This window comes from Micrococcus sp. CS26, assembly GCF_055522295.1.
In genome coordinates this window covers 16,908-43,775 of sequence record NZ_JBVFVY010000007.1, presented here as the reverse complement: position 1 = coordinate 43,775, position 26,868 = coordinate 16,908, and the positions used below count along the sequence as shown (strand labels likewise).

General features: G+C 75.3%; 24 protein-coding genes. 3 read left to right on the top strand and 21 right to left on the bottom strand.

The features are described 5' to 3' along the window. Positions 1–50: 50 nt before the first annotated feature. The 20 genes from ACZ1IK_RS04970 to dinB all read right to left on the bottom strand — a co-directional run bounded on the left by ACZ1IK_RS04970 (position 51) and on the right by dinB (position 21,853). A complete protein-coding gene (locus ACZ1IK_RS04970; RefSeq protein ID WP_073116553.1) occupies positions 51–650 on the bottom strand; it encodes a DivIVA domain-containing protein in 600 nt (199 codons plus the stop codon). 139 nt (positions 651–789) lie between these two features. Then, positions 790–1,086 carry a YggT family protein gene (locus ACZ1IK_RS04965; protein WP_049146938.1) on the bottom strand — a complete coding sequence of 99 codons (297 nt, stop codon included), beginning with the start codon at positions 1,084–1,086 and terminating at the stop codon, positions 790–792. 7 nt (positions 1,087–1,093) lie between these two features. After that, positions 1,094–1,726, bottom strand: a complete 633-nt coding sequence (locus ACZ1IK_RS04960; RefSeq protein ID WP_127435625.1) for a cell division protein SepF — start codon at positions 1,724–1,726, stop codon at positions 1,094–1,096. Between the two features lie 110 nt (positions 1,727–1,836). Further along, the gene (locus ACZ1IK_RS04955) at positions 1,837–2,625 is read right to left on the bottom strand and encodes a YggS family pyridoxal phosphate-dependent enzyme (protein WP_256748603.1); all 789 of its coding nucleotides are present in this window, start codon (positions 2,623–2,625) and stop codon (positions 1,837–1,839) included. Then, positions 2,622–3,443, bottom strand: coding sequence for a purine nucleoside phosphorylase YfiH/LACC1 family protein (locus ACZ1IK_RS04950; protein WP_060974345.1), 822 nt, complete (start codon positions 3,441–3,443; stop codon positions 2,622–2,624). The genes ACZ1IK_RS04955 and ACZ1IK_RS04950 overlap by 4 nt, the downstream gene beginning before the upstream one ends. Continuing rightward, entirely contained in the window at positions 3,440–4,663 is a 1,224-nt protein-coding gene (gene ftsZ, locus ACZ1IK_RS04945; protein WP_049146932.1) for a cell division protein FtsZ, read from the bottom strand. The genes ACZ1IK_RS04950 and ftsZ overlap by 4 nt, the downstream gene beginning before the upstream one ends. Before the next feature lie 317 nt (positions 4,664–4,980). Then, positions 4,981–5,709 (bottom strand): cell division protein FtsQ/DivIB, encoded by a 729-nt coding sequence (locus ACZ1IK_RS04940; protein WP_465098370.1) that lies wholly within the window; start codon positions 5,707–5,709, stop codon positions 4,981–4,983. Positions 5,710–5,762: 53 nt separating this feature from the next. After that, entirely contained in the window at positions 5,763–7,250 is a 1,488-nt protein-coding gene (murC, locus tag ACZ1IK_RS04935; protein ID WP_036314167.1) for a UDP-N-acetylmuramate--L-alanine ligase, read from the bottom strand. Continuing rightward, the gene (murG, locus tag ACZ1IK_RS04930; protein WP_010078501.1) at positions 7,247–8,377 is read right to left on the bottom strand and encodes an undecaprenyldiphospho-muramoylpentapeptide beta-N-acetylglucosaminyltransferase; all 1,131 of its coding nucleotides are present in this window, start codon (positions 8,375–8,377) and stop codon (positions 7,247–7,249) included. The genes murC and murG overlap by 4 nt, the downstream gene beginning before the upstream one ends. Next, a complete protein-coding gene (ftsW, locus tag ACZ1IK_RS04925; RefSeq protein ID WP_070709560.1) occupies positions 8,374–9,666 on the bottom strand; it encodes a putative lipid II flippase FtsW in 1,293 nt (430 codons plus the stop codon). Before ftsW ends, murG begins: the two co-directional genes overlap by 4 nt. A gap of 43 nt (positions 9,667–9,709) precedes the next feature. Continuing rightward, entirely contained in the window at positions 9,710–11,305 is a 1,596-nt protein-coding gene (gene murD, locus ACZ1IK_RS04920; RefSeq protein ID WP_063189725.1) for a UDP-N-acetylmuramoyl-L-alanine--D-glutamate ligase, read from the bottom strand. Further along, positions 11,302–12,429 (bottom strand): phospho-N-acetylmuramoyl-pentapeptide-transferase, encoded by a 1,128-nt coding sequence (mraY, locus tag ACZ1IK_RS04915; RefSeq protein WP_036314159.1) that lies wholly within the window; start codon positions 12,427–12,429, stop codon positions 11,302–11,304. Before mraY ends, murD begins: the two co-directional genes overlap by 4 nt. Then, on the bottom strand, positions 12,426–13,940 hold the full coding sequence (locus ACZ1IK_RS04910; protein WP_063189728.1) for a UDP-N-acetylmuramoyl-tripeptide--D-alanyl-D-alanine ligase: 1,515 nt from the start codon (positions 13,938–13,940) through the stop codon (positions 12,426–12,428). The genes mraY and ACZ1IK_RS04910 overlap by 4 nt, the downstream gene beginning before the upstream one ends. Beyond that, positions 13,937–15,694 (bottom strand): Mur ligase family protein, encoded by a 1,758-nt coding sequence (locus tag ACZ1IK_RS04905; RefSeq protein ID WP_465098369.1) that lies wholly within the window; start codon positions 15,692–15,694, stop codon positions 13,937–13,939. The genes ACZ1IK_RS04910 and ACZ1IK_RS04905 overlap by 4 nt, the downstream gene beginning before the upstream one ends. Positions 15,695–15,732: 38 nt before the next feature. After that, positions 15,733–17,487, bottom strand: a complete 1,755-nt coding sequence (locus tag ACZ1IK_RS04900) for a peptidoglycan D,D-transpeptidase FtsI family protein (RefSeq protein WP_230594441.1) — start codon at positions 17,485–17,487, stop codon at positions 15,733–15,735. Between the two features lie 68 nt (positions 17,488–17,555). Beyond that, positions 17,556–18,125 (bottom strand): cell division protein FtsL, encoded by a 570-nt coding sequence (gene ftsL, locus ACZ1IK_RS04895; protein WP_230297511.1) that lies wholly within the window; start codon positions 18,123–18,125, stop codon positions 17,556–17,558. A gap of 20 nt (positions 18,126–18,145) precedes the next feature. After that, positions 18,146–19,141, bottom strand: coding sequence for a 16S rRNA (cytosine(1402)-N(4))-methyltransferase RsmH (gene rsmH / locus ACZ1IK_RS04890; protein ID WP_036314148.1), 996 nt, complete (start codon positions 19,139–19,141; stop codon positions 18,146–18,148). Positions 19,142–19,283: 142 nt separating this feature from the next. After that, positions 19,284–19,715, bottom strand: coding sequence for a division/cell wall cluster transcriptional repressor MraZ (gene mraZ, locus ACZ1IK_RS04885; RefSeq protein WP_002854575.1), 432 nt, complete (start codon positions 19,713–19,715; stop codon positions 19,284–19,286). 322 nt (positions 19,716–20,037) lie between these two features. Next, on the bottom strand, positions 20,038–20,424 hold the full coding sequence (locus ACZ1IK_RS04880; protein WP_012750919.1) for a DUF3040 domain-containing protein: 387 nt from the start codon (positions 20,422–20,424) through the stop codon (positions 20,038–20,040). 133 nt (positions 20,425–20,557) lie between these two features. Beyond that, positions 20,558–21,853, bottom strand: coding sequence for a DNA polymerase IV (gene dinB, locus ACZ1IK_RS04875; protein WP_063189731.1), 1,296 nt, complete (start codon positions 21,851–21,853; stop codon positions 20,558–20,560). A gap of 56 nt (positions 21,854–21,909) precedes the next feature. Here dinB and ACZ1IK_RS04870 point away from each other — a divergent pair, with 56 nt between their 5' ends. Beyond that, positions 21,910–23,025: a polyprenyl synthetase family protein gene (locus ACZ1IK_RS04870; protein ID WP_063189733.1), complete on the top strand. Its 1,116-nt coding sequence runs from the start codon at positions 21,910–21,912 to the stop codon at positions 23,023–23,025. 42 nt (positions 23,026–23,067) lie between these two features. On the opposite strand, the gene ACZ1IK_RS04865 is transcribed toward ACZ1IK_RS04870, so the two are convergent. Continuing rightward, positions 23,068–23,466: an Rv2175c family DNA-binding protein gene (locus ACZ1IK_RS04865; RefSeq protein ID WP_044659490.1), complete on the bottom strand. Its 399-nt coding sequence runs from the start codon at positions 23,464–23,466 to the stop codon at positions 23,068–23,070. Between the two features lie 210 nt (positions 23,467–23,676). On the opposite strand from ACZ1IK_RS04865, the gene ACZ1IK_RS04860 reads away from it, so the two are divergent. Beyond that, positions 23,677–24,849 (top strand): LysM peptidoglycan-binding domain-containing protein, encoded by a 1,173-nt coding sequence (locus ACZ1IK_RS04860; RefSeq protein ID WP_063189735.1) that lies wholly within the window; start codon positions 23,677–23,679, stop codon positions 24,847–24,849. A 54-nt stretch (positions 24,850–24,903) separates the two neighbouring features. Next, a complete protein-coding gene (gene pknB / locus ACZ1IK_RS04855; RefSeq protein WP_465098368.1) occupies positions 24,904–26,853 on the top strand; it encodes a Stk1 family PASTA domain-containing Ser/Thr kinase in 1,950 nt (649 codons plus the stop codon). Positions 26,854–26,868: the final 15 nt, after the last annotated feature.

Sequence of the window (26,868 nt, the reverse complement as noted above, 5' to 3'; positions counted from 1 at the left end):
CCGGCCCGCGCGAGGGGATCGCGGGGCCGGCGCGGCGTCGACGGCACGACTCACGCCGTGGGCGTGGGGGGCTCGACGCGCTTCTGGGCGCGGATCTCCCGCAGCTGGCCCTCGATGTAGGAGGTGAGGCGGCTGCGGTAGTCGGTCTCGAAGCTGCGCAGCTGTTCGACCTCGCCCTCCAGACCGGCCTTCTCCTCGGCCAGGGCCTCGAGGGTGCGGGCCTTCTGCTCCTCGGCGTCGCTGACGAGCCGGGCCGCGGTGGCCTCGGCCTCGGCCACGAGCTCGGTGCTGCGCTGCTCGCCCGCGGCGACGTGCTCGTCGTGCAGCCGCTGGGCCATGGCCAGGACGCCGGCGGCGGAGGTCGCGGCCGCGTCGGCGGACTCGGGGGCGGCGGCCGGGGCCGCCTCCTCGACGGAGGCCGGCGTCGCGGCGGCCTGCGGGGTGTCCGCAGCGGGGCCGGCGGCCGGGGCGGCGCCGCCGGCGCGCAGCTCCGCGTTCTCGGACTCGAGCTGCTCGTTGAGGGCGATCAGGCGCTTGAACTCCGCCACGATCTCGTCGAGGAAGTCATCCACCTCGGTCTGGTCGTAGCCCTCGCGGAACTTCGTGGGCTGGAACTGCTTGTTGACCACGTCTTCCCAGGACAGCGCCATGGAACCGTCTCGCTCTCTGCTCGGTGCTCGGGGACGGCCGGGCGGCCCGGCGCGTCGACGGCCGGCGCGCCGGTGAGGGGCGGCGCCGATCCTGCCGCGAAGACTACCACCGGGGCCGACAGCCGCCCCGGGCCGCGGGTCAGGCCACGCCGGCCAGGCTCAGCACCAGGACCCGCAGCAGGACGACGCCGAGGAACACGATGAGGAAGGCCACGTCCAGGCCGATGCCGCCCAGGTTCACCGGCGGCACGGCACGACGCACGGGGCGCAGCAACGGGTCGGTGGCCCCGTACACGCCGCTGGCCAGCACGAGGGCCGCCCCGGTGGGGCGCCAGTGGCGGGCGAACGACTGCGTGACGTCCAGGACGATCCGCACGGTCAGCGCCGCGAGCACCACCGTCAGGGCGAGGTAGGCGAGGGCGAGGAGCAGCTGCATGGGCGCCTCAGTCGCCGTCGAACGGGGAGTCGACCGCGCCGGACTCGCCCTGCTCGGCGCCGACGACGTCCACGGTGGCCGGGGTCAGCAGGAACACCTTGCTGGTGATGCGGGAGATCGAGCCGTGCAGGCCGAAGACGAGGCCGGCCGCGAAGTCCACGAGGCGCTTGGCCTCGTTCTCACCGAGGTCGGTCACGTTCATGATCACGGGGACGCCGGAGCGGAAGGCCTCGCCGATCGCCTTCGCGTCGTTGTAGGAGCGGGGGTGGACGGTGGACAGGGTGTGCACGGAGGCTCCTTCGGCAGACGACGCTGCGGCTCGCTTGATGGGGGTCACCGGGGCCCGGTAGCCCGGGTCGACCGGCTCGGGACGCGCCGGACGCCGGGGTTCGACGGGTTCGGCCGCGGTGGAGCCGGACGGGATCACGGGCTCCGGCCGTTCGGCCGGCTCGGGATCGCGGACCGCAGCGGGGCGGACGGCCTCCATGTGGGGGTCGGTGTCCGGCTCCGCGGGGCGTCGCGCCTCGACGACCTCGTGTCGGGTCGCGGCCTCCCGCTCGGTGGCACGGGGCTGCTCGTCGTACTCGTCGCCGTCGGCCAGGCCGAGGTAGATCATCGTCTTCTTCAGGGCACCAGCCATGAGTCTTCCTTCACCACGTCCTCCGGCCCCGGGGGCCGCCGTCGTTCGTCGTCGGTGCGCATGCGTCCGCACGGTCCTGTCGCGTCCCGCCGGGACGCGCGGGGTCAACGTTAGCCCACCGCGTCCCGGGCCCCCAGAACGTCGGAGCCGATGCGCACCTGTGTCGCCCCTGCGCGCACGGCCGCCTCGAGGTCCGCGCTCATCCCCATGGACAGCGCGGTGGCCTCCGGATGCGTCTGCCGCACGCGCCCGCCGAGAGCGGCGAGCCGGCGGAACGCGTCCTCCGGGTCCAGGCCGCGCGGTGCCACGCACATCAGCCCGCCCAGCCGCAGGCCCGGCAGGCCGGCGACGACGGCCGCGAGGGCGGGGACGTCCTCGGGGCGGGCGCCGCCGCGCGGGCCGATCCCCTCGGGACGGTCCTCGTCGGCGCGGTCGTCGACATCCACCTGCACGAGGCACTCCAGGTCGGGGATCGCGGCCTCGGGCTCGCGCTCGCGCCGCAGCACGAGCGCCCGCGAGAGCGCCTCGGCCAGTTCGGGTCGGTCCACCGACTCCACCACGGACGCGTAGCGCACCACGTACTTGGCCTTGTTGGTCTGCAGCTGGCCCACGAAGTGCCAGCGCGGGGCGTCCGCCCCCAGGGCCGCAGCGACGGCCTCGGCCTTGGGCCGGGCCTCCTGGTCGCGGTTCTCCCCCACGTCGGTCACGCCGAGCGCGGTGAGGCGCACGACGTCCTCGGCGGGGTGGGTCTTGGTCACGACGACGAGCGCGGGCTCCGCCTCGCGCCCGGCGTCCCGCGCGGCGTCGGCGATGCGGGAGTGCACCGCGGCGAGCGCGTCGGCGATCTCCCGGGCGCGGGGGTCCGTCGGGGTCGGCCCGGCGGTGGCGGGGGCGGTCATGCGTCTCCTCTCGGGGTGGTGGCGTCGGGGTCGGCGCGCCAGACGAGGCCGGCGAACCGGCCCTCACCGGGCGCCCGACGGTGCGAGAACAGGCGCTCGTCCTCCCGCGTGCACACGTCGATCGTCGCGGCGGCCACCCCGCGGGCACGGAGGACCTCCGCGGCGCCGGCGGGCAGGTCGAGGGCGGGGGTGCCCCAGGACGTGGTGGCGGCGGTCGCCGGGAGGCGGGCGGCGGCGTCGTCGCGCATGGCCGCGGGCACCTCGTAGCAGCGGCCGCACACGCCGGGGCCGATCCAGGCGCGCAGGCCGGGACCGGCCCGGTCGGCCTCCGGACGCAGGGAGAGCAGCCGATCGACGGTCGCCTCCAGGACGCCCTCCAGCAGCCCGCGTCGCCCGGCGTGGGCCACGGCGGTCGCGCCGGTCGTCTCGTCGACGAGGACCACGGGGAGGCAGTCGGCCACCATGACGGCCAGCGGCCGGGACCCGTCGCGGCTCACGGCGGCGTCGGCCACGGGGGCCGGGGCACCGCCGCGCCCGGGCCCGTCCGCCCACACGACGTCGGCCGAGTGCACCTGGTCCAGATAGAGCGTGGCGCCCTCGGGGACCCCCATCACGCGCTCCAGGGCGCGACGGGCGGCGCTGACGCGAGCGAGCCCCTCGGCCTCGTCCGGCGGGACCACGTGCAGCGCGAGGTTGCCGGCGGCCACGGAGGTCCAGGCGACGTGCACGGCGCCCGTCGCGGTGCGGACGGTCTCGCGGTGCACGAAGGGGCCGGCGGGGACCCGTGTGGTCCCGGCCGGCCCCTCCGCGGCCGTCACTTGAGGAAGTCCGGGACGTCCAGGTCCGAGGACCCGGCGCCGAGGTCCGGCTCCACCACGGTGGGCAGGTCCTGCTGGCGGCGCGGCTGCTGCTCCTGCGGGGCCAGCGGCACGGTGCCGCGCACGGCGGGGCGCTCGGCCTGCTGCGGCGGGGCCGGGGCGGCCGGCTGCGGCTGGGCGGGGACGGGCTGCGGCTGCGCGGGGGCCGCGGCCCGCTGCGGGGCCGCCTGCTGCTGCTGCGCGGCCTGCGGGGCGGCCGGGGCGGAGGTGACGTCCACCTTGTCGAAGCCCGCGGCGATCACGGTCACGCGCACCTCGTCGCCGAGGGCGTCGTCGATGACCGCGCCGAAGATGATGTTGGCCTCCGGGTGGGCGACCTCCTGGACCAGTCGCGCGGCCTCGTTGATCTCGAAGAGGCCGAGGTCGGAGCCGCCCTGGATGGAGAGCAGCACGCCGTACGCGCCGTCGATGGAGGCCTCGAGCAGCGGCGAGGCGATCGCCAGCTCGGCCGCCTTGACGGCGCGGTCCTCGCCCTGCGCGTGGCCGATGCCCATGAGCGCGGAGCCCGCGCCCTGCATCACGGACTTCACGTCCGCGAAGTCGAGGTTGATCAGGCCCGGGGTGGTGATCAGGTCGGTGATGCCCTGGACGCCGGAGAGGAGCACCTGGTCCGCCTGACGGAAGGCGTCCATGACCGAGACGTTGCGGTCCGAGATGGACAGCAGGCGGTCGTTCGGGATCACGATGAGGGTGTCGACCTCGTCCCGCAGGGCGTCGATGCCCGCCTCGGCGGAGCCGGCGCGACGGCGGCCCTCGAACGTGAACGGACGGGTCACGACGCCGATGGTCAGGGCGCCGAGCGAGCGCGCGATGCGGGCCACGACGGGCGCTCCGCCGGTGCCGGTGCCGCCGCCCTCGCCCGCGGTCACGAACACCATGTCCGCGCCCCGCAGGACCTCCTCGATCTCCTCCGCGTGGTCCTCGGCGGCCTGGCGGCCGACCTCGGGGTTCGCGCCCGCGCCGAGTCCACGGGTGAGCTCGCGGCCCACGTCCAGCTTCACGTCCGCGTCCGACATCAGCAGCGCCTGGGCGTCCGTGTTGATGGCGATGAACTCCACGCCGCGGAGCCCCACCTCGATCATGCGGTTCACGGCGTTCACGCCGCCGCCGCCGATGCCGACGACCTTGATGACGGCCAGGTAGTTCTGGGGTGCAGCCACGGTGTTGGTTCCCTTTGTTCGAGATCTCGAGAGGTCAGCGCGAGGCACATCGCCCCGGTGATCGGCGGCCACCCGGGGTGGACACCTTCAAGCACAGCGTGAAGCGAGCCTCGCGCGCGTTCGGGTCCACCGTACTGGGAGGCCCGCGTCACGTGCAAAAGAAAACGGCGTGTCCACGCGGAAAAGACGGCCTCAACATCAACTTTCACGTGAGACTCGAAGGACCAGCAGCCGCGGTGAGGACCCCCCGACTCGCACGAGGTCCCGCGCCCCGACCTTCACCTTCACGTTCTACTGGAGACTCCTGTGGCCCCGGTTCAGCGCGTGATCGGCCGCGTGGGCACGGAGACGTCGATCTCGGCGACGCCGCCCGCCGCGGATCCGTGCCGCTCGTCCGCCAGGAACGCCTCGGCCACGGACCCCTTGAGACCGGCGTCCTGCGCGTCGCCCCAGACCAGGGTCACCCCGCCCTCGAGCGCCAGACGGACCTGGCCCGGGCCCCGAGAGTCCGCGGTCTCGACACGATCGGCCACGGACTCCGGCAGCGCGGCCAGCACCTCGGCCACCTCGGCGCGCTCCTCCTGCGCCCGGTGCGCCAGCTCCTCCGAGAACGCGGGGAGGTCCTCCCCCTCGAGCCGCTCCTCCGGCACTCCCGTCAGGACGGTGCCGTCCGCGAGCAGCAGCTGCACGCCGTCGTCGCCGTCCCGCCGGGCCCGCGCCTCGTGCTCCCGGACCACGACCTCCAGGCCGGTGGGCAGGCGGGGCACGGTCTGGACCTCGGCCACCCCGGGCAGACCGCCGACCAGCTCGCGCACGCGGCCGGCGCCGACGCGGGACAGCGGCACGCCGTACACGGGCTCCAGGCGCTCCTGGACGTCGGTGGCGGAGACGTGGCGGGTGCCGGTGACCTCGACGCGGTCCACCGCGAGCACGGGCGAGAAGAACACGACCGAGCCCAGGGCGCCCAGCACCGCGAGCACCGCGGCCGCCACACCCCAGCGGGTGGCGCGGCGCCGGCGCGCGGTGCGGCCCGGGAATCGGACCACGGTGGAGGCGTCGGCCCCGGCTGGTGCGACCGGCGGCGTCCCGCGGCCGAGCCTCACGGGTGGGCGACGCCGGGCGCCGCGTCCCGACCGAGCTCGGCCAGCAGGTCCGCACCCAAGGCGGTGACGTCCCCCGCGCCCATCGTCAGGACGACGTCGCCGGCCGTGGCGCCCGCCGCGAGCGAGCGCACCGCCTCGGCCCGGTCCTCAGCGACGACGCGGTCTTCGGCGGCGCCCGTCGTGAGGCGGGAGGCGATGAGGGACGAGTCGACGCCGGGCATCGGCTCCTCCCGAGCCGCGTACACGGGCAGCACGCGCACCGCGTCCGCCCCGGAGAGGGCGGCGGCGAACTCGGCGGCGAAGTCCCGGGTGCGGGAGAACAGGTGGGGCTGGAACAGGACGTGCACGCGGGCGTCGCCGGCCACGGCACGGCCGGCGGAGACCGCGGCGGCCACCTCCGTGGGATGGTGCGCGTAGTCGTCGAAGACCCGCACGCCGCGCGCGGCGCCGCGGAACTCGAAGCGGCGGGCCGTGCCCCGGAAGGCCTCCACGCCCCGCACGGCGGCCTCGAAGGCCATGCCCGCCCGGACGGCGGCCAGGACCACAGCGGCGGCGTTCAGCGCGTTGTGCCGGCCGGGCACCTGCAGATGCAGGGTGCGCTCCGGGCCGCCCGCCATCCGGAACGTGGCGCGCTGGCCCACTCCGGTCTCGCCCGGCTCCACCGCGAGGTCGGTGACCAGCAGGTCCGGCGCCACGCCGTCACGGGGCGCCGAGCCGTAGGTCACGACGTCGGCGGCCGCGTGCTCCCGTGCCCAGGCGGCCAGGTCCGCCGCGCCGGCGTCGTCGAGGCAGGCCACGAGGACCCCGCCCTGGGCGGCGGCCGGCAGCCCGCCCGCGAAGTCCCGGAAGACCTGGTGCACCGCCTCCTCGGTCCCGTAGTGGTCCAGGTGGTCGGCCTCCACGGTCGTGACGATCCCGATCGTGCTCGGGTAGTTCACCAGGGTGCCGTCGGACTCGTCGGCCTCCGCGATGAACCACTCGCCCCGGCCCGCCCGGGCGTTGGTGCCGAGCCCGGCGACGGCGGCGCCGACCGCGAACGTGGGGTCCCAGCCGGCGTCGGAGAAGGCCATGGCGGCCATGGAGGACGTGGTGGTCTTCCCGTGCGTGCCGGCGACGGCCAGCACCCGGTGGCCGCGCATGGCCAGGGCGAGGCCCTCGGAACGGTGCAGCACGCGCAGTCCGCGCGCCACGGCGGCGTCGTGCTCCGGGTTGCCCGGCCCGGCGATCGAGGAGGCGATCACCGTGGTGACGTCCCGGCCGAGATGCGCGGCATCGTAGCCGACCGTGATCCGGGCACCGCCCGCGGCGAGCTCGCGCATCACGGGCAGGTCCTTCGCGTCGGAGCCGGACACCGCGACGCCCTGCTCCTGGAGGATGCGGGCGACCCCCGACACGCCGACGCCGCCGATCCCCAGCAGGTGCACGCGGCCCAGGTCGGCGAAGCGGCCCTCGGCCGCGGGACGGGTGCTCTCGTCTCGGCTCATCGCCGGGCTCCTTCCTGGGCGGCCGAGCGCACGAGGCCGGCCATGGTGACGTCCGCGTCCCGGACGCCGAAGCGGGCGGCCGCCTCCCCCATGCGCGCGAGACGCTCAGGGTCGGTCGCCAGCGGGATCAGCTGACGCTGCACCCACGCGCGCCCGAAGGCGTCGTCGCGGACGAGCAGCGCTCCCTCCGCCTCCACCACGGGGCGGGCGTTGAGCGCCTGCTCGCCGTTGCCGATGGGCAGGGGGACGTAGACGGCGGGCAGGCCGACCGCGGACACCTCGCAGACCGTGCCGGCGCCCGAGCGGGCGACGATCAGGTCGGCGGCGGCGTAGGCCTGCTCCATGCCCGCCAGGTACTCCCGCTGGACGTAGCCGTCCCGGACCAGCAGGCTGCCGTCGTCCTCGGTGAGGGCCTTGTCCCGACCGGTCAGGTGGAACACCTGCAGACCGGCGTCCAGGAGGTCGCCCAGCGCGGCGCGCACGGTGCGGTTCACGGCCAGCGCACCCGAGCTGCCGCCGGTCACCACGACGGTGGTCCGGTCCGGGTCGAGGCCGAGGGCCTCACGGGCGGCACGGCGGGCGGCCGCCCGGTCCAGACCGGAGATCTCGGGGCGCATCGGCATGCCCACCCAGCGGGCGCCGCGGAGGCGGGTGTCCGGCAGGGCGGTGCCGACGTGCGTGGCCCGCAGGGCGCCGATGCGGTTGGCCAGGCCGGGGCGGGCGTTGGCCTCGTGGACCACCACGGGCACACCGGCACGGAACGCGGCGAGGTAGACGGGGGTCGCGACGTAGCCGCCCACGCCCACGACGACGTCGGCGCGCCGGTCCCGCAGGATCCGGGCCGCCGTGGCGACCGCGGCGCGCATGCGGGCCGGGAAGCGGACGACGTCCATCGACGGGCGGCGCGGCATCGGGACCCGGTCGATCAGGTCGAGCTCGTAGCCCGCCTCGGGGACGAGACGCGTCTCCATGCCGGAGGCGGTGCCGACCATGGTGCACTCGACGGGACCGCCGCCGTCGCCCTCCAGGGCGCGGGCGATGGCGAGCATCGGGGAGATGTGGCCGGCGGTGCCGCCGCCGGCCAGCACCACCCGCAGGGGTCCGGAGGGATGAGAGGTCTGCGTCATCGGGGCTCCTGGAGGGCGGGGGTGGGGATCACGGGGAGGGGGTCGGTGTCCGGCTCGTCCGCCTGGGGGCGGGCGTCCGGCTGGGCGGCACGGCGGCGCTCGTGGCGGGCGAAGGCCAGCACGATGCCGACCGCGCTCAAGGACAGGGTGAGCGCGGAACCACCATAGGAGATGAAGGGCAGCGGGACGCCCACCACGGGGATGACCCCGGAGACCATCGCGATGTTGACGGCCGCCTGGCCCACCAGCCAGGCCAGGATCCCCCACGTGGACAGGCGGATGAACGTGGACGTGGTCCCGGCGGCGACGCGGTAGATGCCGATCGCCAGGCCGAGGTAGGCCAGCAGCACCACCAGCGTGCCCACGAGCCCGAGCTCCTCGCCGAGGATGGTGAAGATGAAGTCGTTCTCGGCCTCCGGGATGTAGCTCCACTTCTGTCGGGACTGGCCGAGGCCCGCGCCCCACCAGCCGCCGGAGGCCAGGGCGTACATCCCGTGCGCCGGCTGGAAGCAGGGGTCGGTGGCGTCCGAGCAGTCCCCCATCCAGGCCTGCACCCGGACCATGCGGTGCGGGGCGAGGAGGGTCAGGGCCAGGATGCCCAGCACGCTCAGCGCCAGGAAGGTGAGGAAGACCCCCCAATGGGTGCCGGCCACGTACAGCACCGTGGCCAGCACGATCGCGAGGATGATCGCGGTCCCGAGGTCGCTGCCCGCCATCACCAGGACCAGCAGCAACAGGCCGCCGGGCAGCACCGGGATCAGCGCGTGCCGCACCTGGGTGACGAGGCGGTGCTTGCGCTCCAGGACCGCCGCCGCCCACAGGGCCAGGGCGAGCTTGGCGGCCTCGGAGGGCTGCATCCGGAACCCGCCGATGCCCAGCCAGTTGCGATTGCCGCCCACGGTGACGCCGAGCGGGGAGAACGCGACCAGCGCGAGCAGGATCACGGCCACGCCGAACGCCGGCCAGGCGAGCGCCTTGAGGACGCGCACCGGCAGGCGCGAGAACACGAGCAGGGCCGCCACGCCCGCCACCGCCCAGGCGCTCTGGCGCAGGAACAGCGCGTACGAGCCGCCGCCGGTGCCGATCGCCTCGACGGAGGACGAAGAGAGCACCATCACGAGCCCCAGCACGGTGAGCAGGGCGGTGCAGCCGCTGATGAGCAGGACCGACAGGTCGAGGGCGCGGCGGCCCTCGAGGACCCGCCACATCCGGCGCAGGATCCGCTCCCGGTGCTCGGGGGCGTCGTCGGCCGCGCGGGGGCGGACCGGGCGGAGCTCGATCGGGGACATGGCCCTCCTCACGGGGGAAGCGAGACGGTCGGGTGGCGGCGGGTCAGTCGGCGTCGGGCGCGGCGTCGTCGTGCACGTCCCAGCCGTGCTCGCGCATCAGCCCGGCAACGGCCTCGATGAACGCGTCGCCGCGGGCCGCGTAGGAGCGGAACTGATCCATCGACGCTGCGGCGGGCGCCATGAGCACGATGTCGCCGGGGCGGGCCAGGCCGTCGGCCACACGCACCGCCTCGGCCATCACGGCCGCACCGTCGGCGGGGCCGGTGCCGTCGGCCGCGGCGAGGGGGGCGTGGACGGGGACCTCGGGGGCGTGCGCGGCCAGGGCCGCGCGCAGGGCGGAGGTGTCCCGGCCCAGGAGCACCACCGCGCGGAGCCGGTGGGCGTGCGCGGCCACCAGCTCGTGATAGGTCACGCCCTTGGGCAGGCCGCCGGCCAGCCACACCACGGAGCTGAACGCCGCCAGCGACGCGTCCGCGGCGTGGGGGTTCGTCGCCTTGGAGTCGTTGACCCACATGACGTCGCGTGAGGTGGCCACGAGCTGGATGCGGTGCTCTCCGCGGTCGTAGGAGCGCAGGCCCTCGGCCACGGCCGCGGGGCTCACCCCGACGGCCCGGGTCAGCGCCGCCGCGGCGGCCGCGTTGGCCACGGTGTGGCGCGGCGCCACCGGGCCCAGGTCGGCGCGCTCGGCCAGGGCGATCGCCTCGTGGCGCCGGTTGTCCAGGAACGCACGGTCCACGAGGATCCCGTCCACGACGCCGATGTCGGACAGGCCCGGGGTGTCCGTGGTGAAGCCGATCGCGCGGCAGCCCTCCTGGACGTCCGCGCGCTCCACGAGGGTGCGGGTCAGCGGGTCCTGCTCGTTGAACACGCAGGCCACCCGCGTGTTCGCATACACCTTGCCCTTGGCGGCGGCGTACTCCTCCATCGAGCCGTGCCAGTCCACGTGGTCCTCGGCCAGGTTCAGCACCGCAGACGACGCCGGGGCCAGGCCGTGCGTCCAGTGCAGCTGGAAGCTGGAGAGCTCGAGGGCGAGCACGTCGAAGCCCTGCGGGTCGCGGATCGCGTCGAGCACGGGGGTGCCGACGTTGCCGCAGGCCACCGCCCGGCGCCCGTCGGCCCGCAGGATGGCCTCGACCATCGTCACGGTCGTCGTCTTGCCGTTCGTGCCCGTCAGGCACACCCAGTCGGCGGTCTTCCGGCCGGCGCGCTCGCGCAGCCGCCAGGCGAGTTCGACGTCGGACCAGATCGGCAGGCCCGCCGCGTGGGCGGCCATCAGCAGCGGCTGGTCCGGCCGCCAGCCCGGGGAGGTCACGACGAGGTCCGCGGCGGCGCCGTCGACCTCGGGCAGCGCCTGCGTGGCCGCCCGGTCCAGCAGGACCTCGCGGACCCCCACGATCCGCAGGGTCTCGGCGCGCGCCCGGTTCTCCGGCCCGTCATCGCCTTCCACCACCACGACGGCGGCGCCCAGCTCGGCCAGGGTGTCGGCCACGGAGAAGCCGGTGAGGCCCAGGCCCGTGACGACGACACGCAGGCCGGCCCACCCCGGAGCGTCCCAGGACGTGAGGTCGGCGGTGCGGGCGGTGTCGGCGCGGGGCCGGCGCACCGGTGCGGGCGCGGCGTCGGACGCGGGGCCGGTCACGGGGTCACCCCCGCGAGGCCGCCCTGGCGGATGAGCCAGTCGCCGTAGAAGATCGCGAGCCCCACGGTGACGCACATCAGGGACAGCAGCCAGAAGCGGACCACGACGGTCACCTCGGCCCAGCCCTTGAGCTCGAAGTGGTGCTGCAGCGGCGCCATGAGGAACACGCGCTTGCCGCCGGAGACCTTGAACCAGCCCACCTGGATGATGACGGAGAGGGTGATCGCGACCATGAGGCCGGCCAGCACGGCCACCAGGATCTCGGTGCGCGTGAAGATCGCGAAGCCGGCCAGGGCGCCGCCCAGGCCCAGGGAGCCGGTGTCCCCCATGAAGATCTTGGCCGGGGAGGTGTTCCACCAGAGGAAGCCCAGCAGGCTGCCCGTGAGGATCGCCGCGAGCAGGGCGAGGTCCATGGGGTCGCGGACCTCGTAGCAGCCGCGGGTGCCCTCGAGCGCGCAGGACTGGCTCGACTGGAAGAGCGATATCAGGACGTAGGCGCCCGTGATCATGGCGGTGGCGCCCGTGGCGAGCCCGTCGAGGCCGTCCGTGAGGTTCACGGCGTTCGTGGTGGCGGTGGTGATGAGGTTCGACCAGATCACGAACAGGATGACGCCGATCGCGGGTCCGGCGAAGGCCAGGTCGAGCCACGGGATGTCCCGGGCGAAGGAGATCGCCGTCGAGGCGGGGGTCAGGCCCCGCTCGTCCGGGAAGTTCAGGGCGAGGACCGCGAAGGCGGTGCCGATCAGGGCCTGGAGGATGATCTTGCCGCGCGGCGTCAGGCCGAGCGAGCGCTGCTTCGTGATCTTCGTGAAGTCGTCCACGAAACCGACGAAGGCCATGCCCACCGTGAGCAGCAGCAGGATCAGGCCGGAGGCCGTGGGCCCGCCGAAGTCGACGCCGAACACCGCGAGCAGCCCGTGGGTGATCAGGTACGCCAGCACCATGGAGCCGATGATGACCGCGCCGCCCATCGTGGGCGTGCCGCGCTTGGTCTTGTGGGTGGTCGGGCCGTCGTCGCGGACGAACTGGCCGTATCCGCGCTTGACGAGGAACCTGATGAACAGCGGGGTGCCGACGGCCGAGAGGACCAGGCCGAGCACGCCGCCGATGAGCAGTCCGATCACGGTCGGGACTCCTTCGGGGAGGCGGAGGGGGCGGCGACGGCGTCGGCCGTGGCGAGGCGCTCGCCGAGGGCCGCGAGCCCGACGCCGTTGGAGGACTTGACGAGGACGAGGTCGCCGGGGCGCAGGTGCTCGGCGAGGAACGCCTCGGCCTGCGCGGCGTCGTCGACGAAGTGCGCCTCCTCGCCCCAGCTGCCCTCGTTGAGGGCGCCGATGTAGAGCGGCCGGGCTCCGGCGCCCACCACCAGCAGCTGGGCGATGTTCAGGCGCACCACGGACTCGCCCACGAGGGTGTGCTCACGGACGCGGGCATCGCCGAGCTCGAGCATCTCCCCCAGGACGGCCCAGGTGCGGCGGCCGCTGGAGCGGCCGAGGGTGGCCAGCGTCCGCAGCGCGGCGCGCATGGACTCGGGGTTGGCGTTGTACGCGTCGTTGATGATCGTGACGCCGTCCGCGCGGTCGGTGCGCTCCATCCGGAAGCGGCTGGCGGGCCCGAGCCCGTCGAGACCACGGGCGATCTCGGCCGGGTCCATGCCGGCGGCGTGGGCGGCCGCGGCGGCGGCCAGCACGTTGTGCACGTGGTGCAGGCCGGTCAGTCCGGAGGCGACCGGATGCCGCACGGCGGCCTCATCCGTCCCGACCTGCAGGTCGAAGACGGGGCGCTCCTGGTCGTCGGCTCGCACGTCCCGTGCGGCGACGAGTCCCGACGCGCGGCCGGCGGCCACGTCCTCGGCCGCGCGGGCGACGCCCCGCTCGTCCGCGGTGAACCAGGTGATCGGGGCGGCGGTCCGTGCCGCCATGCCGGCGACACGCTCGTCGTCGAGGTTGAGGACGGCGACGCCCTCGGGGCCGAGGGCCTCCACGAGCTCGCCCTTGGTGCGCGCGATGTTCGCCACGCCGCCGAAGCTGCCCGCATGGGCGGTGCCCACCATGAGCACGACGCCGATGTCCGGGCGCACGATGTCGCAGAGGTACGCGATGTTGCCGACGTGGTCCGCGCCCATCTCGACCACGAGGAAGCGCGTGTCCAGCTCCGCCCGGAACACCGTGAGCGGCACGCCGACCTCGCCGTTGTACGAGCCGACCGGTGCGACGGTGGGGCCCTGGGTGGCCAGCAGGGCAGCGAGCAGGTCCTTGGTGGTGGTCTTGCCGGCCGAGCCGGTGATGCCGATGACGGTGGTCGGGGAGTGCCCCCGGACGCGGCGCACGACCTCCCGGGCGAGCGCGCCCATCGCGAGCACGGCGTCCTCGACGATGATCGCCGGGTGCGCGGCGCCGTCGGGGGCGTGCGTGGCGCGCTCGGCGAGCACGGCGGCGGCGCCGGCACCCAGCGCGGCGTCGATGAAGTCGTGGCCGTCGGCGCGCTCCCCCGGCTTCGCCACGTAGAGCGTGCCCTCGGCGGTGACCTCCCGCGAGTCGGGGGTGACGTGCACCAGCACGGTGGCGGGGTCGAGGGTGGCCGAGAGCGTGCCGGACACGGCCTCGGCGATCTGGGCTGCGGTGAGAGCGATCATGACTCGATGACCTTACCCTCGCGGGCGGGGCCGGAGCCCGAGGCGGAGGCCGCCGCGACACGGGCGGCCAGGGCCTCGCGCAGGGCCACCCGGTCGTCCAGCGGGACGAGCTCGCCGTCGTAGTCCATCGTGGTCTCGTGCCCGCGGCCGGCCAGGAGGATGCCGTCCTGCGGCCCCGCCAGCTCCACGGCGCGGCGGATGGCCGTGGCACGGTCGGCCACCTCCTCGATCACGACCGTGCGGCCCTCCTCCCGCGCGATGCGGTCGGCCGCGGCGCGGGCGCCGGCGAGGATGTGGGCGCGGATCGGGGCCGGGTCCTCCGAGTGGGGGGTGTCGTCGGTGACGATCAGCACATCCGCCGCCCGGGCCGCGATCGCGCCCATCACGGGCCGCTTGTCACGGTCACGGTCGCCGGCGGAGCCGAACACGATCAGGGTGCGGCCGCGCGTCCCGGCCGCCGCCCGGGCGTCGGCGAGGGAGCGCAGCGCCTGGACCATGCCGTCCGGGTTGTGCGCGAAGTCGACGACGGCGTCCGGCTCGCGGCCCACGACCTCCATCCGCCCCGGGACGGCGGCAGCCAGAGGGCCCTCCCCCGCGGGCACGTCCAGGACCGCGGCGAGCGCGTCCAGGTGCTCCTCCCCCACGGCGTGCAGCACGAGCAGAACCGCGAGGGCCGCGTTGGCCACGTTGAAGCGGCCCGGCAGACCGACGGAGGCCCGCAGCTCCCGGCCCGTGGCCGCGTGGCGCAGCGTGAAGCGGTGGCCGAGGCCGTCCGGCGCGAGCTCGGCGACCTCCCAGTCCGCCCGGAGGCCGGGGTCGTGTTCGGCCAGGGCGCCCGGCGTCGGCGCGGCCGGCCCGAGGGCGAGCGTGGTGACGGGAGCGCCGGCGGCCCGGGCCATGGCGACGCCCCAGCGGGGCCCCTCGCCGCCGTCGAGCGTGATGACGGCGTGGTCGGTGCGAGCGGGGTCGAACAGACCGGCCTTGGCCGCGAAGTACTCCTGCATCGAGCCGTGCATGTCCAGGTGGTCCTGGGTCAGGTTGGTGAACCCGGCCACCGCGTAGCGCAGGCCGGCGATCCGCTGGTACGCCACGGCGTGGGAGGAGACCTCCATGACGGCGGTGTCCACCTCCTCCTCGCGCATGAGCGCCATGAGGGCGTGCAGCTGGGTGGCCTCGGGCGTGGTGAGCGTGGAGGGGACCTCCCGCTCCCCCGCGCGGATCAGGATCGTGCCCACGATGCCCGACCGGCGCCCCAGGGCCTCGAGCAGGGCGGCGGCGAGGAAGCTCGTGGTGGTCTTGCCGTTGGTGCCGGTCACGCCGAGCAGGCGCGGGCCGGTGTCGCCCCCGCCGCCGTAGACGCGGGCCGCCACGGTGCCGGCGGCGGTGCGCACGGCGTCGACCTCGAGCACCGGGACGTCGGCCAGGCCCTGCTCCGCCAGGAGCGCGCGGCCCGCCGCGTCCGTCAGGACGCCGACGGCGCCGGCCTCCAGCGCCGTGGCCGCGAACGCCGCGCCGTGGGCGCGCGCCCCCGGAACGGCGACGTAGAGGTCGCCCGGGCGCACGACACGCGAGTCGAGGCTGACCCCCGTGACGCCGTCGGCCGGGGCCGCGCCGTGGACGTGGGCCGCGATCCCCGCCTCGGCCAGCGCCTGTGCGAGGGCGGGCCAGGCCGCGGCGGGGGTGTGGGAGGGCCGGAAGGCGGCGTCCTGCTGGGCCGGGGTCAGCGGCGCAGGGGGGTCGCTCGGAGTGGTCATGGGGGTGCTCCTGGGGTGCTCGGGGCCGGAGGCGTGGGTCACCACGGCCGGTCCTGCGGATCGTCCACGAAGACGCGGTAGTCGTTCGGCTCGGCTCCGGTGGCGGGCACGTCCGCCTGGCGGAGCATGTACTCCATGATCGTGGCGGCCGCGACGGACACGTCTCGGGAGCCCTGCTTCGACGGCGGCCGATGCATGGACACGGACACCACGAAGCGGGGGTCGTCGAGCGGGGCGACGGCGGTGAAGCCGAGGTTGTAGCCGTCGTACGTGCCGGTGTCGCTCGCGGCCTCGGCGGTGGAGGACTTGCCGCCCACGCGATACCCGGGGATCGCGGCGGCCTTGCTGGTGCCCTGCGTCACGACGGTCTCCATCATGCGGAGCATCTGCGCCGCCGTCTCCTCGGAGACCACGCGGTGGGGCTCCGCGGACGACTCCCAGCGCTTCTCCGCGCCGTCGCCGTCCACCGTGGCGTCGATCAGCCGGGCCGGGATCAGCACGCCGCCGTTGGCGAGGGCCTGGTACATCTGGGCGGTGTGCAGGGTGGTCTGGGTGTAGCCCTGGCCGAAGGCCGTGGTCAGGCGCTGGCGGCCGTCCCACTGTTCGGGCGGGACGAGGACGCTGCCCGCCTGCTGCGGCAGGCCGAGGTCGATGGGCTGGCCGACCCCGAAGGAGCGCATGTACTCGTAGCGCTGCTCGTCCGTGATCTTCTCGGCGATCTGCACCGTGCCCGTGTTGTAGGAGCGCGCGTAGATGCCTGCCACGGTCATGTCGAACGTCGGGTGCGGGGAGAAGTCCCGGATGGTCTGCCCGTCGAAGTCCTGGCTGCCGGGGACGGTGAAGCCGTCCGTGGCGGTGACCTTCCCGGCGTCGACGGCGGCCGCGATCGGCAGCGCCTTGCCCGTGGAGCCCGGCTCGTACGGCGTGCTCATCACGGTGGAGGTGCGGAAGTTCCCCTCGGTGGCGTCGGGGTCGGCGGGGTCCACCGTGGTGGAGTCCGCCATGACGATCACGTCGCCCGTCTTCACGTCCATCACGACGGCGTTCGCCCACTCCGCCTCGTACTCGGCGGCGAGGGCGCCGAGGGTCTCCTGCGCGAACCACTGGGCGTCCTTGTCCACGGTCAGGCGCAGGTCGGCGCCGTCCACGGCCGGAACCTCCTCGAGCGGGGCGTTGGGGATGCGGATGCCGTCTGCGCCCACCTCGAACGTGCGGGTGCCCGGGGTGCCGGTCATGACGTCGTCCTGGCTGAGCTCGAGGCCCTCGAGGGCGGTGCCGTCGCCACCCATGAAGCCGATGATGCTGCCGGCGACCGACCCGTTCGGGTAGGTGCGGCGGTCCACCGCCTCGGAGAGCAGGCCCGGCACGTTGAGGGCCATGGCCGCATCCCGCACCTCCGGGGTCACGGAGCGACGCACCACGGCGTACGGGCGGGAGCCGATGGTGGCCTCGCGCACCTCCTCCTCCGACATGCCGAGCACCTCGGCCAGGCTGGCCAGGCGGGAGTCCACGTCCACCAGCACGGTCTCCCGGGCCTCGCGGTCCCATTCGTTGAAGTCCTTGACGAGGCGCTGGTCCACGACGATGTCGTAGCGGCGCACGCTGGCGGCCAGCACGTCGCCGTCGCGGTCCAGGATGGACCCGCGCTGCGGCAGGGTCTCCTGGTGGGTCAGGCGCTGGTCCATGGCCGCCGCGGCCTGCCCCGTGGGGTCGATGCCCTGCACGTAGACGAGCCGCAGTGCGAGCCCGCCGAGCAGGACGAAGACGAGCAGGAGAAGGATGCGGGTGCGCACGGCGGGGTGCCCGGGAGCGGGCCCGACCGTCGATCCGCCGCGGGGAAGGTGCGAGGCGGGACGGTCGATCAACGGTCGGCGGCGTCCTGGTCGGGGGCGGCGGAGGCGTCCTCGCCGCCGAGGGTGCGCGGTCCCTCGATCTCGTCCTGGCCGTCGCCGGCCGTCCCCTGGCGGACCGCGTCCGCGTCCGCCGGCGGCGCGACGTAGGTGGCGGAGATGTCGCCGTCCTGGGCCGCCTGGGCCTCGCCGCTGAACTGGCCCGTGCCCGCGTCCACGGAGGCGGTGCCGGCGGGGGCGACCATCCCGAGGGCGTCGGCGCGCGCGGCCAGGTTCTGCGGCGCCTCGAGGTGGCCCACCTGTTCGGCCAGCCGCTCATTGGTCTCGGTGACGGCCTGCTGCTCCTGGCGCAGGTCCAGGAGGGCGTACTGCCGGTTGGACATCGTGATGTTCATGACGAGCACCGCCGCGAGCGCGGCGAGCACCACGAGGACGCACAGCACGGTCACCCCGGAGCGGGATCGGGGCAGCGGGGCGGGCACCACCGAGAGCGGCGTGCGCTCCTGCGGAGTCGGCCGCGCAGGGGCGACGGGGGTCGACCCGGGGCGCAGCGACTCTGCGATCCGTGCGTGTGCGGCCATGCTCATCTCCTCGTGCAGCGTCATGCCGTGGTCCTGGACGTCCTGATCTTCTCAACCGCACGCACTCTCGCGGAGGAGGCGCGACGGTTCTCGGAGATTTCTTCTTCGGTGGGCTTCTCGGTGCCGCGGGTGAGCACCCGCACCACGGGTTCGTGCTCCTCCAGCACCACTGGGAACCCCGGGGGCGCCGTGGACGTGGCCCACGCGCTCAGGTGCCGCTTCGTGATGCGGTCTTCGAGGGAGTGGTAGCTCATCACCACGAGGCGCCCGCCCACGTGGAGGGCGTCGAGGATGGCGGGCACGGCGGCGTCGAGGATGTCGAGCTCCTCGTTCACGGCGATGCGCAGGGCCTGGAAGGTGCGCTTGGCCGGGTGCCCGCCGGTGGCACCCGCGGCGACGGGGACGGCCGAGCGGATCACCTCGACGAGGCGGCCGGTGGTCTCGATGGGGGCCTCGTCGCGGGCCCGGACGATGGCCCGTGCGATGGGGCCGGCGAAGCGCTCCTCGCCGTCGCGACGGATGATGCGGCGCAGCTCCTGCTCGTCCAGCTCCGCCACGAGCGTCGCGGCGGAGCGCTCGGCGGTGTCGTCCATGCGCATGTCCAGCGGAGCGTCGTAGGAGTAGGCGAAGCCGCGCTCCCGGTCGTCCAGCTGGTAGGAGGACACACCGAGGTCGTAGAGCGCGGCGTCGACCTTCGTGACGCCCGCGGCGGCCATGGCCTCGGGCACCCGGTCGTAGGTGCCGTGGAAGGGGATCAGGCGCTCGGCGAGGGGGCCGAGGCGCTCGACGGCCATGGCCTGGGCGTGGACGTCGCGGTCGATGCCGATGACGCGCAGGTGGGGGAACCGGGTCAGCAGGGCCTCGGTGTGCCCGCCCATGCCCAGCGTGCCGTCGACGGCGACGGGCGTACGGCCGGCCTCGAGCGCGGCCTGGACGGCGGGGGCGAGGAGGTCGACGACGCGGTCCCGCATCACGGGCAGGTGGCGGTCCTCGGGGCGCGGCTGGCCTGCGTCCACTCTCGACCTCCTGCTCACATCGCGGTCCTGGCGGACCTCGGGCGGGATCCCCATCCGTCCGCCGCCGCGCCTGGCCCAGGGGAAGACGGGTCAGGTGCGGCGGCGTCGGCTGGAGGTCTCGCTCGAGGTCGGGTGGTCATGGTCAGAAGACGCCGGGCAGGACGTCCTCGTCGGTCTCGGAGAAGGCGGCTTCCTGCTCGGCGAGGTAGGTGTTCCAGGACTCCGAGTCCCAGATCTCCACTCGCGTCCCCGCGCCGATCACGGTCACGTCCCGGTCCAGCCCCGCGTACTGTCGCAGCGGCGCCGGCACGGTCACCCGACCCTGCTTGTCCGGGACCTCGTCCGACGCCCCCGAGAGGAAGACGCGGATGTAGTCACGGGCCTGGCGGGAGGACAGTGGAGCCGACCTCATCTGCTCGTGGACCCGCTCGAACTCACGAGCGCTGAACACGTAGATGCAGCGCTCCTGACCCCGGGTCAGGACCAGCCCCTCCGCCAGCTCCTCGCGGAACTTGGCGGGGAGGATCAGCCGGGACTTCTCGTCGAGCCGGGGGGTGTACGTGCCCAAGAACACGGCAGACCCCCTGGCTCGTCAAGCGGTCCCTCCCGACCAAGGTCGGGACCCATGCTCTCTCCTTCCCTCCACATTACCCCACTTCCCTCCACCATCAACCCCGGACGCGGGTCCCGGCGCCACGGGCGTGTCGAGGCCCCCCGAGTCCGGCGCGCCATCCCGCGGGTCCCGGGGCCGGCGTCGCCGTGGAGGGACGTGGAGGACCGGTGGGCCCCGGTGGAGGGCCGCGGCGACGACGGAGCCTCGGGCAGCGGAAAGGCCCCGATCCGGAGCGGATCGGGGCCTGGAGTGGAGGATAGTGGGGGCCCGGCGGGCCAGGCGCTCAGTCGCCTCCGGCGCGCCGCTCGTCCCAGCGCCGCTCGAGGCGGCCCATGAAGTCGCCGCCTCCCTGCCGTCGCGGTGCGCCCGACCGGCGGGCCTCCGGGCCCGAGGCCCCGGAGGCGACAGCGCGCGGCCGCGTGGTCAGCAGGAAGATGCCGGCCCCGATGACGACGACGCCGAGCACGCCCAGGAGGATCGCGTGGTTGGCGACCCCGAGGACCACGACGAGCAGCCCGACCACGGCGAGGACGGCCCCGGCCACGACGCGACCCACGGGCAGCCGATGCCGCCCCGTGTCCGCCATCTGGGTGGCCAGCCGGGGGTCCTCGGTGCGCAGCTGCTGCTCCAGCTGGTCCAGCATCCGCTGCTCATGCTCTGAGAGGGGCATGGCGACTCCTTCGAACGCGGCCTCCGACACCTCCGGGACCGGGAGGGGACGCCCGCGCGTCCGACTTGCCCTCCAGGATAGGACCTGCCGCCCCACCCTAGCCAGGTGGCGACGTCGCCGGCCCCGGAACCCCTCACTCCCGGTCCGGGCCTCCGGGGCCCGGCCGCGGCGCGTCCCGGCGGGCGTCGGCGCGGGCCTCGCGGCGACCCAGCAGCGACGCCGGCCGCACGGCCGCCGTCGGGAAGCGCCGGGCGACGGCGTCCAGGGCGGCCTCGGCACCGGCCCAGTCGCCCGCCTCCGACGCCTCGCCCTCCGTCCCCCAGGCGGGACCGCCGAAGAGCGCCTCCTGGGCCGGGGGCTGATCGGCCTCGTCCCCGAGGCGCTCGGCGCGCACGCCCACGAGCCGGACCGGATGCGGCCGTTCGGCGTGCAGCTCGCGGACGAGTCGCCGCGCCGGGCCGAGGAGGTCGTGGCCCGTGGCGGTCGGCCGGGCGAGGCGGGCGGTGCGGCTGCGGACCGACCCGTCCGGCGCCTTGAGGCGGACTGTGACCGCGCCGGCGGTGGCCTGCTCCGCACGCAGCCGGGCCGCGACCCGGTGGCACAGGCGCAGGACCTCCGGGTCGACGCCCGCGACGTCGACGGGGTCGACGTCGAAGGTGTGGTCCGCACCGATGCTGCGGGCCGCCGGGCGCGGGGCGACGGGACGCGGGTCGATGCCCCGGGCGAGCGACGCCCACTCCCGGCCGGCGGCCCCGAACGACGCCTCCAGTCGCGCGGGGTCCACCCGGGCGAGGTCGCCGATGGTCGCCACCCCCCGCCGGGCGAGCCGCTCGGCCGCCTTGGGGCCCACGCCCCACAGCCGGCCCACGGGCAGCGGATGGAGGAAGTCCAGGGTGCGCTCCGGCGGCACGATCAGCAGGCCGTCGGGCTTGGCCGCGGTGGACGCCGTCTTGGCCACGAACTTCACGGCCGAGCCGCCCACGGTGCACGGCAGCCCCAGCGCGGAGCGGACGCGCTCCCGGATCAGGTGGCCGATGTGCTCGGGCGGGCCGAGCCGACGGCGCGCGCCGGCGACGTCGAGGAACGCCTCGTCCACGCTGAGCTGCTCCATCACGGGGGTCACGTCCGCGAGCACGGCCATCACCTCGGCGGAGACGGCCCGGTAGAGCTGCTGGCGCGGCGGGATGACCACGAGGGGCGGGCACAGGGCGCGGGCGTGCGCCAGGGGCATCGCCGAGCGGACCCCGTAGGCCCGCGCCGCGTACGAGGCGGAGAGCACCACGGACCGGCCGCTCGGGGCGGCGACGGCGGCGGGACGCCCCTCGAGGTCGGGCCGTTCGCGCAGCTCGACGGACAGGAAGAACGCGTCCATGTCCACGTGGAGGATCGTCGCCTCATCGCGGGGTGCAGCGGGCGCGGTCTCGGACATGGACCGAGCCTATCCGGGACCGGCGATCCGTCGCGCGGCGCGGCTAGGGTGGGGCCATGCCCGCCGACGTCGCCGTCCCCCGCCCCCGTCCCGCCGACCAGGACCGCTTCCGCGCCGCCGTCGCCGACGCCCTCGACCGCCTGCTGGCGGAGCACCGGGACCTCGCCCGGGACGTCCACCCGCTGACCGCGCCCCTCGTGGACGCGATCGCGGACCTGACCGCGGGCGGCAAGCGCCTGCGCGCCGTCCTGGCCTGGCTCGGCTGGCGGGCGGCCGGTGGCGAGGCGGAGGACCCCCGCATCGCCGAGGCGGGGGCGGCGTTCGAGCTGTTCCAGGCCGCGGCGCTGATCCACGACGACATCCTGGACCGCTCGGACACCCGCCGCGGGATGCCCAGCGTGCACCGCCGCTTCGAGTCCCTCCACCGGGAGGCGGGCTGGCGGCACGCCGCGGAGCACTTCGGCGTCTCCGCCGCGATCCTCGCCGGCGACGTCGCGCTGGGGATGAGCGAGACGGCCTTCGCGCGCGTGCTCGCCGGCACGCCCCGGGAGGACCGGGCGCGGGTCGAGCTCGAGCGGATGCGCTTCGGCGTGATGGCGGGTCAGTACCTCGACGTGGTGGCCGAGATGGCCCCGGCGGCGCGCGACGCCCGCGAGGCCGAGGCGGCCGCCGAGGCGGTGGTGGAGCACAAGTCGGCGCGCTATTCGGCGGTGCACCCGCTCGCCCTCGGGGGGCTGCTGGCGGGGGCGGACGACGGGCTGGTGACCGCGTTCGCCCGGGTGTCGCTGCCGTTCGGCATGGCCTTCCAGTACCGGGACGACCTGCTCGGCGTGTTCGGCGACCCGGCGACCACGGGCAAGCCCGCGGGCGACGACCTGCGGGAGGGCAAGCAGACCGTGCTCATCGCCCGCGCCGTCGAGCTGCTCGCCCCGGACGAGGCCGCCGCGCTCGACGCGGACCTCGGCGACCCGGACCTCGGTGCGGACCGGGTGGCCCACTGGCAGGGCGTCCTCGAGGCGTGCGGCGCGCGCCGGGCCGTCGAAGAGCGGGTCGCGGCGCTCTCGCACGAGGCGGCCGGGGCCGTGGCGGGCCTGCTCGCGCACGGCGTCCCCGAGGACGTCAGCGCCGAGCTCACGCAGCTGATCGACGCCTACACGTCGCGCCGCCACTGAGCGGCACGGACCCCGCGGGCTAAGGCCGCCCGCGGGGCCGGCTCACCAGGCCAGGGCCTGGGCGCGACGCCGGATCTCGGTCTTCCGGCCGTCCCGGAGTGCGTCGATGGGCCGGCCGGGCAACGACTCGTCCTCGGTGAACAGCCAACGGAGGGCCTCCTCGTCGGAGAAGCCGGCGTCGGCCAGCAGCACGAGCGTGCCCTGCAGGGAGTCGAGCACGCCGGTCTCGGTGAGGAACAGGGCCGGCACGGACCGCACCGCGGGCTCGGGACGACGCACGGCCAGCAGGCGGCGATCATGCACGAGGTTGTGGACGCGGGTCACGCGCTGGTCGAGGTGCTCCGCCACGTCGGGCACGGAGAGCCACTCGCCCACGAGGGCGTCGAGCTCGGCGGGGATCGCGTCAGCGGGGACCGGGGTGTCGGAGGAAGTGGTGCTCACAGGCGCCAGCCTACGTGGCCGCCGACGGGCCCGGCCCATCGCGCCCCGGACGGCATAGATCTCAGTATGGTCACGAAGATCACATTCCGATAACATCGCCGAGGCTCCATGGCCGGGCGCCGACGTCGTCGGTCGACCGCGGGGGCCACGGGTCCCACCCGTCACTTCCCCGTCGTGTTCCATCCATCCGATCCGATGCCGAGGTCTGCCGTGCCCCACACCCCCGTCCGCTCCCGCTGCCTGCGCTCCGTCCTGACCGGCGGCGCGGTGCCCCTGCTGCTGCTCACCGGTCTGCCCGCCCAGGCCCACGCCCAGGAGGCGGCGGTGCACACCGTGCGCCCGGGCGACTCCCTCACCCGGATCTCGGCCGCCCGCGGCGTCTCCGTCGCCGACCTGCTGCGGTTCAACGGCCTGGGCCTGGAGACCGTGCTCTACCCGGGTGACGAGCTCCGCCTGACCGGCGCGGCGGCCCCGGCCCCGGCCGCGGGGACCTACACGGTGCAGCCGAACGACGGGTGGTGGGTCATCGCCCGCCGCACCGGCGTCTCCGCCGCGCAGCTGCAGCGGCTCAACGGCATGAGCGCGTCGAGCATGCTCCACCCGGGCATGGTCCTGACCACGCAGCGCACGGCCGCCGCACCGAAGGCCCCCGCGTCGCCCGCCCCGACCACGACCCCCGCCACCGCGCCGGCGTCGACGACCCCGACGGCGGCCGGCGGGACGGTCCGGTACACCGTGGTCTCCGGCGACTCCCTCTGGGGGATCTCCCAGCGGTTCGAGGTCTCCATCCCCCGTCTGCGCGAGCTCAACGGCCTGACGCGGGCCTCGACGCTGCACCCCGGCGACGTGCTCGTGATCTCCGACGGCACCCTCGAGGTGGAGCCGGTCTCGGCCGTCCAGGCGGTCGGCGACACCTTCCTCGGGCGCACCTACGCGCCGCACGTGACGGCCTCGGCGAACGAGAACCTGCGCCTGCTGCGCTCCGTCCCGCAGCCCACCCCCGAGCAGATGCAGCAGATCGTCCGCGAGACCGCCGAGCGGATGGGCGTGGACCCTCGCCTGGCCCTGGGCCACGCGTACACCGAGTCCCGCTTCCGCATGGCCTCGGTCTCCCCCGGCAACGCCGTGGGGGCGATGCAGGTCATCCCGATCACGGGCGAGTTCGCCTCGGAGCTGGTGGGCCGCGAGCTGAACCTGCTGGACCCCCACGACAACGCGGTGGCCGGCGTCGCGTTCATCAAGTACGTGCAGGACCGCACCCCCACCCTCGATGAGGGCATCGGGGCCTACTACCAGGGCCTCGGCGGGGTGCTGGACAGCGGCCTGAACCCGGAGGCACGGGACTACGTGGCCAAGGTGCGCGCCGCGATGGCGATGTTCTGATCCGCCGGCGGCGGACCGCCCCGAGGGGTCCGCCGCCTGTCCTACCCTGGGACGATGAGCAGCGCACGCCGCGACCCCCTCGTGGGGGGCATCGTCGACGGCCGCTACCGGGTCGTCGAGCGGCTGGCCCGGGGCGGCATGTCCACCGTCTACCTGGCCGTGGACGAGCGTCTCGACCGCCAGGTGGCGCTCAAGGTCATGCACCCGCACCTGGCGGAGGACCCCGTCCTCGTCGGCCGGTTCGAGCAGGAGGCCAAGACGACGGCGCGGCTGTCCCATCCGCACGTCGTCGCGGTCCTGGACCAGGGCCACACCGAGGCCGAGGACGGCGACGTGCTGGCCTACCTCGTGATGGAGCACGTGCCCGGCCGCACGCTGCGCACCGTCATCCGGGACCGTGCACCGCTCTCGCCCCGGGAGGCGCTGCGATTCCTGCGTCCGCTCGTCGACGGCCTGGCCGCCGCGCACGGCGCCGGACTGGTGCACCGGGACGTGAAGCCCGAGAACGTGCTCGTCCGCGACGACGGCCGGGTGACGGTCGCGGACTTCGGCCTGTCCCGCGCCGCCACGGCCCACACCATGGCCGGGCAGGCCGTCGTGGGCACACCCGCCTATCTCGCCCCCGAGCACATCGCCGGGGCGCCCGCCGACGCCCGTTCCGACGTGTACGCCGTGGGCATCATCCTGTTCGAGCTGCTCACGGGCCGCCAGCCGTACACCGCGGCGACCGCGCTGCAGGTCGCCTACCGGCACGTCCACGAGCGGGTCCCCGTGCCGTCCACGCTGCACCCCGGGCTCCCCGAGGACCTCGACGACCTCGTGCTGTGGTGCACCGAGCCGGACCCGGCCGACCGGCCCGCCGGTGCCGGCGAGCTCCTGCACCGCATCGAGGCCGTGGCGGCGGGCCTGGACCCCGACGCACCGGACCGCCGCCCCGCCGCGCAGCCCGCCGAGGGCCCGGGCGCGGACCCGGCCCCGGCCGGCCCCGCCGCCGATGGCCTCGAGGATGCGGCCCCGGACGGGAACCTGGAGACCCGGGCCCTCGACGCCGGCGACCACCACGCGACGCGCGTGCTCCCCGCCCTGGCCGAGTCCGACCTCGACGAGGACATGACCGACGTCATCGACACCCGTGCGGCGACGCACGGGGGCGACCCGCGGCCCGCCGCGCGCCCGGCGGAGCCGATCGGCCCGCTCGGGCTCGACCCCGCTCCGGCGGACCGGCATCCGGGGCGCGGCTCCCGGCGGCGGCTGCGTCGGGCGGCCCGCCGCCCCGCCCTCGACCTCGGCCAGGGCACCGGCCGGGCCGCGGCGATCGGCGCGGCCGTGACCCTGCTGCTCACCGGCGTCGCCCTGCTGCTGGGCTGGACGCTGGGCTCCGGCGGCCTCGGAGTCGGTGGTGTGGCGGTGGTCCCCGACCTCGACGGGCTGGCCCGGGAGGCGGCGGAGGAACGGCTGACCGCCGCGGGCTTCACCGCGGCGGTCACGGCCCGGCATGACGAACTCCGCACGGAGGGCACGGTCGTCGCCAGCTCACCCGCGGCCGGGGAGCCGGCGGGGCGCGGCGCCCCCGTCGAGCTCACCGTCTCCGCCGGCCCCGCGCCGGTGCCGGTGCCCGACCTGACCGGCGTCGTGATCCGGCAGGCCCACGGCGTGGCCCGGGACGCCCGATTCACCGTGGAGGTCGCGGAGCGCCGCACCGATCCCGCAGTGCCGGCCGGGGCCGTGATCGAGCAGCACCCGGCCCCCGGCGAGCAGGCGACGCCGGGCACCGCGGTCCGCGTGGTGCTCTCCGAGGGCCGCGCCGTGCGCCCGGTGCCGGACATGACCGGGCAGGATCCGGAGACGGCGCACACGACGCTGGCGGACGAGGGCTGGGACGCCCGCGTGCATCGCCTGCCGCTGCCGCTCTCCGCCCGGGGCGAGTCCCGGGTCCTGCACCAGTCCCCCGCCGCCGGGACCGCGCTGCCGGAGGGCACCGCGGTCCACGTCTGGGTCGGCTGAGCCGGGGCGTGCCCG

What these genes read in the sequence shown, in the direction of transcription:
- ACZ1IK_RS04880 (WP_012750919.1), bottom strand. Translation starts at nt 20,424, where the DNA reads ATGCCCCTCTCAGAGCATGAGCAGCGGATGCTGGACCAGCTGGAGCAG.
- ACZ1IK_RS04905 (WP_465098369.1), bottom strand. Translation starts at nt 15,694, where the DNA reads ATGACCACTCCGAGCGACCCCCCTGCGCCGCTGACCCCGGCCCAGCAG.
- ACZ1IK_RS04970 (WP_073116553.1), bottom strand. Translation starts at nt 650, where the DNA reads ATGGCGCTGTCCTGGGAAGACGTGGTCAACAAGCAGTTCCAGCCCACG.
- murC (WP_036314167.1), bottom strand. Translation starts at nt 7,250, where the DNA reads ATGAGCCGAGACGAGAGCACCCGTCCCGCGGCCGAGGGCCGCTTCGCC.
- ACZ1IK_RS04910 (WP_063189728.1), bottom strand. Translation starts at nt 13,940, where the DNA reads ATGATCGCTCTCACCGCAGCCCAGATCGCCGAGGCCGTGTCCGGCACG.
- dinB (WP_063189731.1), bottom strand. Translation starts at nt 21,853, where the DNA reads ATGTCCGAGACCGCGCCCGCTGCACCCCGCGATGAGGCGACGATCCTC.
- ACZ1IK_RS04960 (WP_127435625.1), bottom strand. Translation starts at nt 1,726, where the DNA reads ATGGCTGGTGCCCTGAAGAAGACGATGATCTACCTCGGCCTGGCCGAC.
- ftsW (WP_070709560.1), bottom strand. Translation starts at nt 9,666, where the DNA reads ATGTCCCCGATCGAGCTCCGCCCGGTCCGCCCCCGCGCGGCCGACGAC.
- pknB (WP_465098368.1), top strand. Translation starts at nt 24,904, where the DNA reads ATGAGCAGCGCACGCCGCGACCCCCTCGTGGGGGGCATCGTCGACGGC.
- murG (WP_010078501.1), bottom strand. Translation starts at nt 8,377, where the DNA reads ATGACGCAGACCTCTCATCCCTCCGGACCCCTGCGGGTGGTGCTGGCC.
- ACZ1IK_RS04965 (WP_049146938.1), bottom strand. Translation starts at nt 1,086, where the DNA reads ATGCAGCTGCTCCTCGCCCTCGCCTACCTCGCCCTGACGGTGGTGCTC.
- ftsL (WP_230297511.1), bottom strand. Translation starts at nt 18,125, where the DNA reads ATGGCCGCACACGCACGGATCGCAGAGTCGCTGCGCCCCGGGTCGACC.
- ACZ1IK_RS04870 (WP_063189733.1), top strand. Translation starts at nt 21,910, where the DNA reads ATGCCCGCCGACGTCGCCGTCCCCCGCCCCCGTCCCGCCGACCAGGAC.
- ACZ1IK_RS04955 (WP_256748603.1), bottom strand. Translation starts at nt 2,625, where the DNA reads ATGACCGCCCCCGCCACCGCCGGGCCGACCCCGACGGACCCCCGCGCC.